This is a genomic window from Algibacillus agarilyticus, assembly GCF_003286125.1.
In the GTDB taxonomy this organism is placed as follows: domain Bacteria; phylum Pseudomonadota; class Gammaproteobacteria; order Enterobacterales; family Alteromonadaceae; genus Algibacillus; species Algibacillus agarilyticus.
The window spans coordinates 127,966-142,600 of the sequence record NZ_QMED01000009.1 but is presented as its reverse complement, the minus strand read 5'-3'; the positions used below and the strand labels follow the sequence as shown (position 1 = coordinate 142,600).

The 14,635-nt window shown below is 37.9% G+C and carries 13 protein-coding genes and 2 pseudogenes; 7 read left to right on the top strand and 8 right to left on the bottom strand.

Annotation, left to right across the window (positions count from 1 at the left end):
• The first annotated feature begins 260 nt into the window (after positions 1 to 260).
• Complete coding sequence (locus DPX34_RS09425) at positions 261 to 1,331, top strand: SMP-30/gluconolactonase/LRE family protein (RefSeq protein ID WP_111978178.1); 1,071 nt, start codon at positions 261 to 263, stop codon at positions 1,329 to 1,331.
• A 57-nt stretch (positions 1,332 to 1,388) separates the two neighbouring features.
• On the opposite strand, the gene DPX34_RS21720 is transcribed toward DPX34_RS09425, so the two are convergent.
• A complete protein-coding gene (locus DPX34_RS21720) occupies positions 1,389 to 1,532 on the bottom strand; it encodes a hypothetical protein (RefSeq protein WP_157964679.1) in 144 nt (47 codons plus the stop codon).
• 145 nt (positions 1,533 to 1,677) lie between these two features.
• Between DPX34_RS21720 and DPX34_RS22415 the strand changes: the two are divergent.
• From DPX34_RS22415 to DPX34_RS09410, 3 genes and pseudogenes are all read left to right on the top strand, one after another.
• Positions 1,678 to 1,767 (top strand): annotated as a pseudogene (locus DPX34_RS22415) (transposase); the annotation flags it as partial.
• A gap of 231 nt (positions 1,768 to 1,998) precedes the next feature.
• Positions 1,999 to 2,418 carry an IS1096 element passenger TnpR family protein gene (locus DPX34_RS09415; protein ID WP_111978177.1) on the top strand — a complete coding sequence of 140 codons (420 nt, stop codon included), beginning with the start codon at positions 1,999 to 2,001 and terminating at the stop codon, positions 2,416 to 2,418.
• A gap of 192 nt (positions 2,419 to 2,610) precedes the next feature.
• A complete protein-coding gene (locus DPX34_RS09410; protein WP_111978176.1) occupies positions 2,611 to 3,495 on the top strand; it encodes a hypothetical protein in 885 nt (294 codons plus the stop codon).
• A 511-nt stretch (positions 3,496 to 4,006) separates the two neighbouring features.
• On the opposite strand, the gene DPX34_RS09405 is transcribed toward DPX34_RS09410, so the two are convergent.
• The gene (locus DPX34_RS09405) at positions 4,007 to 4,543 is read right to left on the bottom strand and encodes a hypothetical protein (protein WP_111978175.1); all 537 of its coding nucleotides are present in this window, start codon (positions 4,541 to 4,543) and stop codon (positions 4,007 to 4,009) included.
• 211 nt (positions 4,544 to 4,754) lie between these two features.
• A pseudogene (locus DPX34_RS22410) lies at positions 4,755 to 4,832 on the bottom strand (transposase); the annotation flags it as partial.
• Between the two features lie 363 nt (positions 4,833 to 5,195).
• On the opposite strand from DPX34_RS22410, the gene DPX34_RS09395 reads away from it, so the two are divergent.
• Positions 5,196 to 6,305, top strand: coding sequence for a methyl-accepting chemotaxis protein (locus tag DPX34_RS09395; RefSeq protein WP_111978174.1), 1,110 nt, complete (start codon positions 5,196 to 5,198; stop codon positions 6,303 to 6,305).
• 239 nt (positions 6,306 to 6,544) lie between these two features.
• On the opposite strand, the gene DPX34_RS09390 is transcribed toward DPX34_RS09395, so the two are convergent.
• Both DPX34_RS09390 and nadD read right to left on the bottom strand, forming a co-directional pair.
• Complete coding sequence (locus DPX34_RS09390) at positions 6,545 to 7,642, bottom strand: glycoside hydrolase family protein (protein ID WP_157964678.1); 1,098 nt, start codon at positions 7,640 to 7,642, stop codon at positions 6,545 to 6,547.
• 122 nt (positions 7,643 to 7,764) lie between these two features.
• On the bottom strand, positions 7,765 to 8,337 hold the full coding sequence (gene nadD / locus DPX34_RS09385; protein WP_111978172.1) for a nicotinate (nicotinamide) nucleotide adenylyltransferase: 573 nt from the start codon (positions 8,335 to 8,337) through the stop codon (positions 7,765 to 7,767).
• A 141-nt stretch (positions 8,338 to 8,478) separates the two neighbouring features.
• Here nadD and DPX34_RS09380 point away from each other — a divergent pair, with 141 nt between their 5' ends.
• The gene (locus DPX34_RS09380) at positions 8,479 to 9,657 is read left to right on the top strand and encodes an aldo/keto reductase (protein ID WP_111978171.1); all 1,179 of its coding nucleotides are present in this window, start codon (positions 8,479 to 8,481) and stop codon (positions 9,655 to 9,657) included.
• 544 nt (positions 9,658 to 10,201) lie between these two features.
• Entirely contained in the window at positions 10,202 to 10,594 is a 393-nt protein-coding gene (locus DPX34_RS09375) for a hypothetical protein (RefSeq protein ID WP_111978170.1), read from the top strand.
• Positions 10,595 to 10,992: 398 nt separating this feature from the next.
• Here DPX34_RS09375 and DPX34_RS09370 read toward each other — a convergent pair whose 3' ends face one another.
• The 3 genes from DPX34_RS09370 to DPX34_RS09365 form a co-directional block, all read right to left on the bottom strand.
• Positions 10,993 to 11,880, bottom strand: a complete 888-nt coding sequence (locus DPX34_RS09370) for a DUF1186 domain-containing protein (RefSeq protein ID WP_111978169.1) — start codon at positions 11,878 to 11,880, stop codon at positions 10,993 to 10,995.
• A gap of 52 nt (positions 11,881 to 11,932) precedes the next feature.
• Entirely contained in the window at positions 11,933 to 12,064 is a 132-nt protein-coding gene (locus DPX34_RS22285) for a hypothetical protein (protein ID WP_269815518.1), read from the bottom strand.
• A 178-nt stretch (positions 12,065 to 12,242) separates the two neighbouring features.
• Complete coding sequence (locus DPX34_RS09365; protein WP_111978168.1) at positions 12,243 to 14,459, bottom strand: NADP-dependent isocitrate dehydrogenase; 2,217 nt, start codon at positions 14,457 to 14,459, stop codon at positions 12,243 to 12,245.
• Positions 14,460 to 14,635: the final 176 nt, after the last annotated feature.

The window sequence follows — 14,635 nt, the reverse complement described above, 5'->3', positions numbered from 1 at the left end:
GTAGAAGTGACTTGAGTATAAGTGAGTATAAGAGCCGTCAATTTTGATTATTCTTTGCACCTCAATTTTCTTTTGTTTCCTCAAGAAATCACCTGTTTTACCTGTGTCTGTTCTACCTCCTGATTTGCATTAATTTTTTAATAAGTCCTCATAACAAACTCATTAACATTGATAACATTATTTTAATTATGGTTATTAGATGGTGTAAATATAAACATCATATCTTAAGTTGATGGAAATATAATTAACAGAGGACTCTCATGAAAGCCAAACTAACATTAATCTCATTAGCCGCTATTGGTTTGTTGCAAGCATGCTCTACCACAACTGACAGTACAGCCAAGCAAACACCAACAGCCGTTAAACAACAGGCTCCTATAAACTTGCAGCCAGCCACGTTATTCGCAAATTTACCAGACTCATGTCCAAACCCCGATGCTTTTGCTATCGCGCCCGATTCAAGTTTAACGCTATCGTGCCCTAACTACGCAAGCAAAAAAGTAAAAGGTATGCTTTTAAACGTGACAGCTGATGGCTCTGTCACTGAAATCGGTAAAATAAAAACCAAGAACGGTTTTGCTCAACCAATGGGATTAGCATATGCCCCCGATGGTAGCCTTTATGTTTGCGATAATGCAGGTCGTCATAAAGGGAGCTTATTAAAAGTAACACTGAATGGTAACAAAATTGCGAGCACTGAAGTAATTGCAACAGGCATGAGCTCACCTAATGGCGTCCGTTATCAAGAAGGTAATTTGTATGTATCACAATTAAGACTACCTAAAGCTAAAACGGCTAATATGAGTAGTGGTATATACCGTTTTTCAGAGAACGACAGAAACGTTAAAGTGGCGAGTGACTTAACATCTGAACACTTAATATTTTCAAGACAAACTGAAAACAAGAGCCGTCAGTTTGGTTTAGATGGCTTAGTTTTTGATTCAAAAGGTGATTTGTTAGTCGGTGACTTTGGCGATGCTATTATCTACAAATTACGCTTAGATCAAGCAGGTAAAGTCGTAGAAAAATCAGTATTTGCAGAGTTAGATAACTCGGTAGGTATTGATGGATTAGCCATTGATAAAGCAGATAACGTTTACTTAGCCGGCTTTTTAAAAAATGAAATTTATAAAGTCACGGCCAGCGGTAAAATTAGTTTGTTAGCGCAATATAGTGATAACAATGGCGCTAATGGTGAGATTGATCAACCCGCTGATTTAATCGTCTACCAAGACAAATTAGTTATTTCTAATTTTGATTTAATGAAAGGTAAAGGCATTGTAAATAAAGGCCATGGCAAGCCTTACACTATTTCAGCTATCGAGTTATAAACCGATTTTAAGGTGTTTATACTCAAGTGACTTCAAGGAGCAGGATCCAATGGGAAGTTAAATTGATTTAGGCACCGCTTCTGCAGCCTGCTGGCAATAATGCAGAACAGACACAAATAAACCTTCAAAGCTATAGTCAAAGCGATCGGGTTTTAGGGGCAGGTTTCTAGTTCCAGACGAAACCGAAGTACTTACATCCATGTAAGCAAAGCCGTCAAGCTTCGAGACCCGATGAGCATATGCTCTACTATGTGATTGGGGCGAGAAAGCGCTGACAATGAACCATAAAACCTGAGCGAGAAGACTATATCTATGCCTGCCGGGCATAGATAACGCGGCATAGATAGTGAACAAAGGCTTGAATAAATTCACGTTACGGGTTCAAGATAAAGTAAATACACAGTGGCAACGGTATTGTGTAGTACATAATATTTAGAAGTTAAGAAGCAAGTGGCACTAATAGCGTAAAACAGCCTCTATTGGCGATAAAAAGAGCATAACAGCTACCACATCACACTTACCTAAAATGGCTGAACAGCATAAATACCCTCAAAAAATACAGTAAATAAGATTGAAGCAGCAGGCAAAATCAGATACTGTTTAACGCCATTAAAAATAACAATATTAACGAGTTATTCTACAAGCTCGTTAGGCACATTATTAGCTCATGATGATAATAAAATTACAAATTGAATTACTGGCAGGTTTACATGCCAAAGAGGAATGGTCTTGTACTTTTGAAATTGAAGAGGCAACCAGTCTAGCCGACCTTCATAATGAAATTCAAAAAGCAGTTAGGTTTAATGATGATCACCTATTCGATTTTTTTATATCTTCAAAGGCTTTTGGCTCTGAACGAATTTCTTTCGATGAAAATGAACATTCCCTCGATACTAAATTAACGGATATATTTCCTTTACCAAAAAATAGAAAACTATTTTATTGGTTTGATTTTGGAGATGATTGGATTTTTCGGGTGTCTAAAACAAGGCATAAGGCTAAGCCGGCAATTGCTAACCAATCTTATCCGTTAATAGTATCTGAATCAGGCAATAAACCAGAACAATATCCTGATGTTGATTGGTAGCATATGCCTAACAACACGCCCTGAGGTGACAGCAAGCATTAAAGTTTACTTTCTACCGCATATTTTAAGAGCGGTGAACCCTTACTTCTCAAAAATATAAGTGGATGTCCTGCATATCATCGACGAAATAATAACTTAGTTTGCAACAGACATATTTGAAGCTGCAAATATAGACACAGAGGAGTTGGCTTTATGTCAGATTTAACACTAAGGCAACAGGTTGCAAAATTGATTGACACATCAGCTTGGCGGCTAGACGATAAAGAGTGGGTTAAAAACCGCAAAGCTAAGTGGCGCGAATTAAGTAAAGTTATCAAGCAAGATAAAAAAATGTCTGCTAAAGATGTTAACTCTTATAAAAACTATTATTTAACAGGTCAACTAGATGGTGCCGAGTCAGATCGTAATTATAAAGAGTTTAATCCTATTATCTGTATGATGTTTCATGCAGATCAAACAGAAAAAGGGCTAACGAAAGTATTTGAGGACTGCGCTTTTTTTAGGAGCGAGCTAAGCTTTAGTCGTTACATTGAGTTTTTTAAACGAATGTCACCGACAATGTCATTAGGGCTTAACGAACAAGGCTATTTAGATGGTAATGAGGCGATTTATTGCAAGCTGTTATATGGTGAAACCGAAGAACAATTTTCTAAGTTAAGAGAATCTCGCAATGACCTGATATTTCCTGCTTTTTGTAGTGCAAGTAACTCAATTTTATTAGACCAAAAATACTATATTCATTCATATTATAAATACCTTTTAGATTTCTCATTCTATTGTTCAAATATAGTTGACTATTCATGGGGGCGAGTGTCTGAGGAGGTTGATCAGTTTTTGCAACTCATTGCCTATTATGAACAGCTTGACCCTTTTAAAGAAGTTGATGAAGAGCGCTATCAAGCTGCATGGAGCTTAGTCAATCAAGTACGCGAAAAATTACAAAGAGAAAACTTACCAGATGAATTAAAAACGCGCTGGCAATATGCGCAAACGCCAGAAGGTAAAGCGCAAGAATATGAGTATTATCAAGAAAGATACCCGTTGTTAAAACAATTAACTAAGAGCGAATCGGTTTAGAATGGAACATATCGTGCAGGACAGGCATAAATAAGCCTTTGATTTTATTTGGTATTACATAATTTTATCGATGACTGTCCCGCATGAATAGTTATGAATCAGGCAATAAACCAGAACAATATCATGATGTTGATTGGTAGCATATGTCTAACAACACGCCCTGAGGTGACAGCAAGCATTAAAGTTTACTTTCTACCGCATATTTTAAGAGCCGTGAACCCTTACTTCTCAAAAATATAAGTGGATGTCCTGCATATCATCGTTTAAAACCAGAAAAGTGAATAAATAACGCGATCAACCAACTAATTTATCAAACACAATGTAGCTAGAATCGGTGAAACCTTTCTTTTCTTAGAGTGACTGTCCTCGATGTCGCAATTGGTCTTCAATTGGTACTTATCAAATTTGGTCAAAGCTAAGTTCAAAATATGCCTAAGTTGCTTAAACGGACAAAAAACAGTTGGCTTTTTGCTCGTTCCTCGCTAATTTTAGCCAACAATTTTTTGCGCGCTTAGCAAGGCGTTTTTATGTATTTTCGAAGTGATTCGACAACTTCAAGTGCTTCACCCTCTTCAAGCGACACGCCAAACCGAACAACTTCATTCGGAATATCAACCGCTATCACACCGCCCTTCATGCCAATTTGATTAAGTATTGAAATGTCCTTGTCGTTTCCAAAGTAACCTGCAGCCCTCAAGTTATTACATGAACTTACTTGGTGTACTTTTTGCGGACCGTACCCGAATATATTGTGCTTGATACTTAACTGTGTCTTGTCGACAATAACTTGCTCGAAACCAGCTGCCTTCCACGCCAACCAAAGCCCAGCGAAAGCTCCACCGAAAGTCCAACCAACAATCCATACGACCACGAATAGATATCCCGGGCTAATAGATTCTGAAAGCAACATATTGAATGCTGCGACCCAGCCGAATGCCCATCCAATTAGCCAAAAAGCTAGAAAGTAAGTCTGAAATTTCCCCTCATTAATTGGCTTAATTATTACCTCTAGCTGGTCTACCTGTTTACGATATTCAATTCTACTCAAAAACTTCCCCTAGAAACCTAACGAGCTTGTAGAATAACTCGTTTTTATTGTTATTTTTAATTGCATTAAACAGTATCTGAGTTTGTCAGTCGCTTCAATCTTATTTACCGTATTTTTTGAGGGTATTTATGCTGATTAGCTATTTCAGGTGAGTGTGATTTGGGTGGCTGTTATGCTGGTTTGTACCGTAAATAGAGGCTGTTTTGCGCTATTAGTGTAGTTTGCCTCTTAACTTCTCAATATTATGCACTAAACAATACAGTTGCCACTGTGTATTCACTTTTTCCGAGCACCCATGTAGGACAGCCAATAATAAGCCTTTAATTTGATTTCAATTTTTCAGTTAGGGTACTAACGCTGCCTGTCGCACACGATTTTATTAAAACATCTATTTTTACATTGTTAATGCATAACTTAGGCTTACACCTATCTATATCACTTAAACAACGATTATGGCGTAAAGTTAGTCGCTAACTTAAAACGGGACTGATACTTACCTTTAACTCTCTTATTATTTTAATTTATAAATGAACATTTGTTTTTATATGTAATTAATATAAGATAAGTAGCAGGGATGATATTTGTTTTAAATTAATGGGAATAGCTTTTAATCGTGCCAAATTAATTGGCCAAAACCAAAGTGAGTTTACACATGCCCGACAATCATAATTCCGCATTGGCCATTAAAAAGATGGGTTACATAGCCGCTGCTTTATTTTTATTGACGATCTTAGTCGATTTATATTTACCAACTTGGCTCACCATTGCAATTCTGAGTTGCAATATCATTATAATGTTGGCGTTACCAAGTTTATTTGCCGTGCCCCTTGATCAAGTATCTGAAGCCCCAGAATTAAAAGTAAACCAACAGCAAATTTCCGAATTAAAGCAAGAATTAGCTGCCGTTAACCTAAAATTACAACAATCGAGTGATAAAGAAAGACTGTATAAAACCGTACTCGATTTAATTCCCGATTGGATTTACGTAAAAGATATTCAACATAACTATGTCTTTGCTAACCAATCATTCCAACAAGCGCTGCCTAATTTACAAATCGGTTTCAGTGATGACAAATTTATGCCAATTGATTTTTGCCAAAAAATTTGGCGAGATGAACAAACCGTAATGAAGACTGGCCAGCCAATTAAAGATGCAGAAGAGCAAGCGGGTGATACCTGGTTTTCAACAAGTAAAGTAATTTGGAAGCATGATATATCTAAACAAGTTAATGGCTTAATCGGTGTCACTCGTAATGTCACAGAAGCCGTTAACGATCGCCAGCAAGTTCAAGAAAACGCACAAAAAATACAAGCCAAAATTAGCCGCGTTTACGCGATACAATCAGAAACAGATCAAGCTAAATCAAGTGCGGGAGAATGCTCAAATATTGTTGGCGAAATGACAAACATCATTACACAAATTGACGAAAAGAATGAACAAATTGTAGGCACCATTGAATTAATAAAAGCCCTTGCAAGCCAATCTAAATTATTATCTATTAATGCTGCAATTGAGGCCGCTAAAGCCGGCGAGAGTGGACGAGGATTTGGTGTTGTCGCTCATGAAGTTCGTGAATTAGCAGAAAGAAGTGAGCAAGCCGTAAAAGAAATCCAAACCGCAATTAAAGCCAGCTCACAAGTTGTTAGTGAAGGGACTCATGCAATGGAAGAAACCAACCAAGCCTTCTCAACAACAATTAAACAAATTGATTCAATTGCACAAAACTTAAATCAACTATCTGACGAGCTAAAAGCGCTGTAACAAACAGCCCTCTAATTACCTTGTGCTTGCAGCGCATGTTTAGTAAAACATGCGAATATAGTCAAAGCGACCGGGTTTTAGCGGCCGATTTCTCGTTTCAGACGAAACATAAGTACTGACATCCCTGTAAGCAAAGCCGTCAAAGCGCTGACAATGAACCATCAAACCTGAGCGAGAAGACTATAATATCAACACCTTCATGATGAAGGTGTTTAATCATATACATTATTTAAAAAACGTTATTGTTTAAGCGGAATAAACAACGAATGAGTATCGCCGTTCTTTAAAAATATTCCTGCGGTCATGACCAGCGGTTTACCGTTTTCAGAATATATCCCCATTCGCTCATATCGATGAACTTCTACGGTTTTCCCTGTTGTGGTTACATACTCTTTATCAGCCACTTTATAATGTTTGGCTCTTTCCCAATTTAAACCGTCGGTTGAGGTTAACATGCCCATGTAACCAAATGCATGATATAAGTTATAATAACGCTTACGCTCGGCGTCATACCAAACTTCTGGATCTTCTGAATTATAATTAATGACCACAGGTTTATGTTGCATTTTCCAAGGGCCTAGCGGGTTGTCGGCCAGTAATGCAGCTTGCATTCGGATAATTTCATTCGGTTTTTGATCCGGTTGATCACCGCGAATAACCATTAAAAAGTCACCTTCAGGGCGCTTAGTCACCGTGACGTTATTTGACTGATTGGCAATGGGTAATTGAGGTTCAAATACGGGTCTATCAAAGCGTTTCCAAGGTCCTTCGATATTATCGGCTACTGCAACACCAATACGTTGATTTAAGCGCAGCATGTTTCTAAGGTTACCCGGCTTCCAATCTGAACTACGAGCTTCTTGAAGTTGCTCTTTGGTTAAGTCTGTAATGCCTGAGTTTGTCGACATATAATAAAGGTAATATTTGCCGTCAAATTCATACACTTTAGTACAATGCACTGTGTATTGATCCCAATGACCATCGCCTCTTCCGGCCATGACTTCTTGAACTTTTGTCCACGGCCCCGTGGGGCTATCAGAAACAGCACGAGATACAATGCCATCGGTTAACCAAGAGTAAAAGCCATGCTTTTTAGGCATTTGGTCGTAAAACAAATGATATTTTCCATCTTTGCCTTTAACAATAGTTGAGCCCCAGTTGAAATATTCATCATCATGAAAAACATTTTCTTGTGCAACCGGCTGCATCGCAGCTGACAGGTTGTAAGTGTCAGTGTTTTTGGCGGTTGCTCCCATTGTAAATAGACATAACGTCAGGGATAAAAAAAGCGGAATATAGCGGTGGCGCACCAGTGTGGGGGTTATGTTTTTTTTCATCGTTACTTTTCCATATCATCGAGTTAATAGCACTCGCATTGCTTAGCTTACGGTGCTATGAGTAATTTGTTGATCTCTTCTTTACTGCGTTTATGCCTACGTGTATGAACCGCGAACGAAAGTTAGAGATAGAAACCTTTCGTTTGAATAAAGTCGTACACTTTAGAAGGTAAGAAGTGCCGAATATCTTTACCACTTTTAATCCCATCTCTTATAAAACTGGAAGAGATTTCCATTTTGGGTGCTTGTACAAATTTAATATTTTTCTGCTCTTTGTAGGTCTCAATATCGTCTTCGAACCGGGGATATACATAGCGTGTATATTTATCCTGAATGAATTCGAATTTTTTCCAACCGGGAAACGTTGACAACCCATCTGCTCCCATAACCAAAACAAATTGTCTATCAGGATGGTGTTTGCTTAAATGCGTTAACGTATCAGATGTATAAGACGGTTTAGGCATTTCAAATTCTACGTCAGATACGCTAAACCTTGGGTCTTGGCTCATCGCTAATTTCACCATCTTTAAACGAAATTGATCATTTAGCAGTGAATGCTTTTTTTTAAGAGGCGTTTGCGGACTCACCACAAACCATATTTCATCCAGATCGGTAAACTCAAGCATATAATTGGCGACGGCCAAATGTCCTATATGAATGGGATTAAAAGAACCGAAATATAATCCTGTAAGCATGTTTGATTAATTCTCAAAAACGTAATCAGTAAAAAAACATGTTAACAATTTTATATTTAAAGTGTAAAGTTTAATTGTGATATATTAAAAGTGTTATTTATTGAGTATTGTGCTTAATAATCAAGTTCAGGAGATTGTCGTATGTCTAAGCCAACAAATTCTCGAAGAGATTTCATTAAAAAAACAGCTGCAGCTTCTATAGGGCTGACACTAGCACATAGCTCATTCGGGGGCACAAATACGCCAAAAGTTGCTAAATCTTTAGACCAAATTAAGCCTATTTGGCGCAACAAACAAGATGGTGTGGCCTATCGAATGATGGGCAGAACTGGAATGATGGTCTCGGAGTTAGTGATTGGCACTTTTCCTTTTACTGACGACTCTTACGATCGAGTAATGGACTATGGGATTGATCAAGGCCTTAATTATATCGATACGGCGCCGGCTTATAGCAATGGACAAGTGGAGTCTACGATAGGTCAATATCTTAAAAAGTCAGGTAATAGAGACAAAGTCTTTTTATCGACTAAGTTAAGTTTTTATTATGGGTATATAGACAGAGTCATTCGCGATATTGAAAAAGGTTTACCACAAGGTAAAAAAGACGCTTTGCTAAAAAAAGCCAATGCAATGATTGAGCAGCGATCGGTGATGAAACCAGGTTACCATATGAATTATTTTACGGGTCAAGAAGCACAATTTCCGAAGACTTATTATCGATATTTAATGCTTCAAGAATATGGTTTTAAGTCTGAATGGCGAGGTAAAATTAAGCAGCACGCTTACAAAATATTCGAAGACTCACTTAAGCGTTTACAAACCGATCATCTAGACGTATTACATTGCCCCCACGGTATCGCTATGCCCGAAATGATGGACGATGAAGTGCTTCAAGAAGTCTTAGCCGAATTTAAACAAAAAGGGTTGATTAGCGCTTCTGCTGTTTCTTTTCACAACGATGTGGCAGGGCATTTGGCAAAAGCTATCGAGGTCGATTATTACGATATCACTATGTTTGCTTACAATATTGCTAACCATGCTGCTCTAGAAAACCTTATGTTTAAAGCCAAAGAAGCGGGAATAGGTATGGTCGCCATGAAAGTCGCTAAATTATTATGGTTAAAAGATCAGCCAGAATGGCGCCTCGAAAAATTAAACACGGCAATTCCCGAGCCAGACATGTCTAAATTCTCTAAAGCGTATTTATGGGCTTTGCAAAACCCCAATTTGTCAGCTTGTGTTTCTGAAATGAATACAATCGATATTATGGTCGACAATTTGAAAGTAATGGGTAGAAAGGTAGATATAGCGTCAGTCTAAAACGGTGAAATCTTATACGGTTTCACTTCAACAACAAAATGGTGTTGGCCTTAAATCACACAAGTACTTTCTCTTTGCCTCGTACTTGCAGTGTGGTCATGTAGAATTGTTCGTGCAGGACAGGCACAAATAAGCCTTTGATTTTATTTGATATTAGATAAGTAAGGCACGAAGAAGTTGTTGATTCAGCGACTATGCATCGATGGCTGTCCCGCATGAATATTTGATTTGCTGTCCCGCATGAATATTTGATTTCTTTATGATTTGTTAAGCGAAGCTCGGTTGTGTGAAATAAAAAATAGAGTTGAATCAAACGCGTGGCTAGCTTAAATTAGGTTGTATAGAGCGAGCAAGTCGTCGAAAATTGATAGAAAATGCAAATAACAGGGATGCTATGTTGATAACATCAATCAAGCTTAAAAAAGCAAATCCCTATAGCATAAATCAAACCAACCTCGTTGTTCATCTGCCCGTTCAACAAATGATTAATCCACACACTACGTGTGAATGAACACTAAATGTTAGTTGCTATTAGGTACAGTGTATGAATTCTAGTCCATTGCATTTAGGTGTTATCGCTATACTTCTTTCTTTGGTTGGTTACTTTTCTATTTTGCCGTCAAACGATAAGGCTCATGATATTAAAATACCGACGATAAAAAACAATCATATTTGTCGTATTGATGCCATAGGATGTGAAATTCAAGTATATATTAATCAGAACTTAAAAATAGAAAACAAACACGGAGAGTTTTCTATAGAAACTCTATATTCAGATATCAAGTTTCACCCATTAAATACAGACTGTAAAAATAAGAGCGTTGTTTTATGGGGGCATCCAAGTTTAACGAATGAATTTATGATTCAGACGAGTGAACATATCAAATTTTTAATCAATGGCGTAGACATAGTTTGGGCATCTAAAGATGGCAACTAATCGGGTAACCGGAGGTATCTAGCATCCAGCCACACAACACCCTGCATGCGCTCCGCACATGACTATAGTCGGTAGAGCGAAGCAGGATGCCAGAGCAGAGGGCGTTTCCTCCAAATGTTTAAAATTCACCGGCCGATTAGCGCCTTTGCATCCCAGTTGTGTTTTCTGTTCTTTGCCTCACTATTTCTTATTCCGGTCAGATATAGAAATGTTCGTGCAGGACAGGCACAAATAAGCTTCTGGCACAAATAAGCTTCTGTTTTATTTGAAGAAATGTTCGTGCAGGACAGGCACAAATAAATCTTTGATTTTATTTGATATTACCTAAGTGCATCGACTATGCATCCATGCATGTCCATGATGATCTTATGTTCTCAATGATCTCTATCGTTGATCTTTTACATACAGCATTTTTTATACTTTTTTCCACTGCCACAATGGCAAGGTTCATTTCTGCCGGGGGCTTTTTTGTCTTCTGCAATGCGTTCTGGTGTGAGTGTTTTTGCGGTTATATAGCTTTTTTTATCTGTTGATATTTTATTATCTGTGGGGCTGTAGCATATCCAATTACTTATTCCTGCCATAACATCGAGTTCTTTCTTAACTAAACCTGATTCTAGCAGGCGTTTACTTTTGGCTGTTGTTTGCCATTTCTCTATGTTTTTTCTTGATAAATACAAGGACTCAAGATAATCATCATCAAACAAGGCTAAAATTTGGGGCTGGTATTCTTGCCATTGATAGTTCATTAATAAACAGGCCAAACTACCGAGTAAGTAAAAGTCATTTTGCTCTTTATATAAAACCAATAAACAATCAACTATCGCACTTAACGTTTCTTTAGATATCTGCTCTGATTCATATTGAGAAAATATTGCTTCAAGTGCTGCTTTTCTAATGTATTCACCAGCAACTTTGCTTGATAATAATTTTGCTAATGATTCATGTCTGCCGTTGGCTAAAATATAAAAGTAGCTACTTAAACCTTCTGTTACGCTATCGCCTAGCAATTCCCCTAATGGTTCTGCATACTCGTCGTCACCGTCGCACAATACGATAAAATTTTCAAAAGCATCATGTTGCTGCATTTCAACGAGCAGAAGTATGCCCATAAATAACAAGGTATTTTCTTGTTTAGTTAACGTTTCTTGGTGAAATTTATTCATTAACTCGACAATAACTGGCAAAAATTCTGACCAGTTCTCTTTTGCCGCTAAAATAGCTTCAATGGGTGGTTTGCCATTAACAATCGTACTTAAGTGTTCAGTTATTTCGGTTAATTTCATGCGGTGGCTCTTTGTAGGTATAGATATAGGGAACAAGTTAATTGATTAAATTTTAAAGTAACCGTGTGTCATCATCAAGCATTGACTGAATAACAGGAAATAACATGGAATAAGGTACGGTCCATTGCACTTCACCTGTTTCGGCAATAGTTTCGGCATTATGTTTGTTATTAGTGTTAATCATTAGTTTAAGCTTTAGCCATCGAGTGTCTGGGTATTTGGGGTACCAAATGGTTCTATTAGCGATTAGCTTGGGTTGCTTATTGACCGTTTAAATTTTTAGCCTAAAAAAAAGCCGTTAATATATAAATATTAACGGCTTTTATCGAGTTTAGCTTACAGTTTTTGCGTAAAGCTAAATCTTATAAGGTAGCAAGTGCGGCATTTAGTGTTGCACTCGGACGCATTGCTTTAGAGGCTAATTCAACCGTTGGCTTGTAGTAACCGCCTACTTCTTGAGCTGGACCTTGAGCACCGTTTAATTCGCCAACAATTTTATCTTCGTTAGCGGTTAATTCAGCTGCAAATTTAGTAAATGTGGCTTTTAATTCGGCATCATCATTTTGTGCTGCTAATTCTTGAGCCCAGTAAAGTGCTAAATAGAAGTGGCTACCGCGGTTATCAATTGAGCCAAGCTTACGGGCAGGTGACTTATCGTTTAATAAGAATGTGCCTGTTGCTTTGTCTAACGTTGTTGCTAAAACTTGTGCTTTAGGGTTGTTAGCAAAGTTGCTTAAGTGCTCTAAAGAAGCCGCTAACGCTAAGAATTCACCCAGTGAATCCCAACGTAAATAGTTTTCTTTTTCGAACTGTTGTACGTGCTTAGGTGCTGAACCACCTGCGCCGGTTTCAAATAAACCGCCACCGTTCATTAATGGCACAATTGAAAGCATTTTAGCTGATGTACCTAATTCTAAAATTGGGAATAAATCTGTTAAGTAATCACGTAAAACGTTACCTGTTACAGAGATAGTATCTAAGCCATCTTTAGCACGTTGTAAGGTGACTTTAGTTGCTGCCACAGGTGCTAAAATTTTAATATCTAACCCTTCAGTATCATGCTGTGGTAAATAAGCGTTAACTTTTTTGATCATCTCTGCATCGTGTGCACGGTTTTCATCTAACCAGAATATGGCTGGTGTATTTGATAAACGTGAACGATTAACGGCTAATTTAACCCAATCTTGAATCGGTAAGTCTTTCGCTTGACACATGCGGAAGATATCGCCAGCTTCAACATTTTGTTCCATTAATACGTTGCCTGCTGTATCGATTACTTTAACAACACCGTCAGCTGACATTTGGAATGTTTTATCGTGCGAACCATATTCTTCAGCTTTTTGAGCCATTAAGCCAACGTTAGGCACGGTGCCCATTGTTGTTACATCAAATGCACCGTTTTCGATACAGAACTTGATTGTTTCGTCATAAACGCCAGCATAACAGCGGTCAGGGATAACAGCTTTAGTATCTTGTTCTTTACCTTCTGCATTCCACATTTTACCGCCACCACGGATCATGGCAGGCATTGAAGCATCAATGATCACATCGCTTGGTACGTGTAAGTTAGTGATACCTTTATCTGAATCAACCATTGCCATTGCAGGCGAGTTAGCATAAACCGCATCTAAATCAGCTTTGATTTCAGTTTGCTTAGCTTCGTCTAATGATGTGATTTTAGCGTATACGTCGCCAATACCGTTATTAACATCTACACCTAACTCAGCAAATACGGCTGCATGTTTAGTTAATACGTCTTTGTAGAATACCGATACACATTGACCAAAAATAATCGGGTCAGAAACCTTCATCATGGTTGCTTTCATGTGTAAAGAGAATAAAACGTCTTGTGCTTTAGCGTCGGCAATTTGCTCGGCTAAGAACGTTTGTAATGCGTTAGCGCTCATTACTGATGAATCAATAATTTCGCCGGCTAGTAAAGGCGTTGATGCTTTTAAAACGTTAACTGAACCGTCTTTGCCTTGGAATTCAATTTTAACATCGGTTGCATCTGCCACGGTAACTGATTGCTCGCTACCGTAAAAATCGCCACCTGACATGTGAGCAACGTGAGACTTTGAATCTTTAGCCCATGCACCCATGCGGTGCGGGTTGTTTTTAGCGTATTGTTTAACTGAACCTGGAGCACGACGGTCTGAGTTACCTTCACGTAATACTGGGTTTACAGCTGAACCTAATACTTTAGCGTAAGCCGCTTTAATTGCTTTTTCTTCGTCTGATTGTGGTACTTCAGGGAACTCAGGAAGTGCGTAGCCTTGCGCTTGTAATTCTTTAATTGCAGCTTGTAATTGTGGAATAGAAGCTGAAACGTTTGGTAATTTGATGATGTTTGCTTCTGGCGTTTTAGCTAAGTCGCCAAGTTCAGCTAATGCATCTGCGATTTGTTGGTCAGCTGGTAAAAATTCAGATAAATTTGCAAGAATACGACCCGCTAATGAGATATCACGTGTATCGACTTCTACGCCCGCTGGCGCGGTAAAAGCTTGGATAATAGGTAATAAAGAATGCGTTGCAAGCGCTGGTGCTTCGTCAGTAATTGTATAAATAATTTTAGACATGGTTTTCCTTAAATTTTTAATAGCGAATTAAAAGTGTGTAATTTTGTGAATAAATATAGTCAATTATTAAGATGCGTTAAGGTTTTTATCACTAATCAGTTTAAAAAACATGTTGTTTTAACGTTATCTATTGAAATATAAAATTTAACTATTGTTTCACGGTGACCTATTTTTTA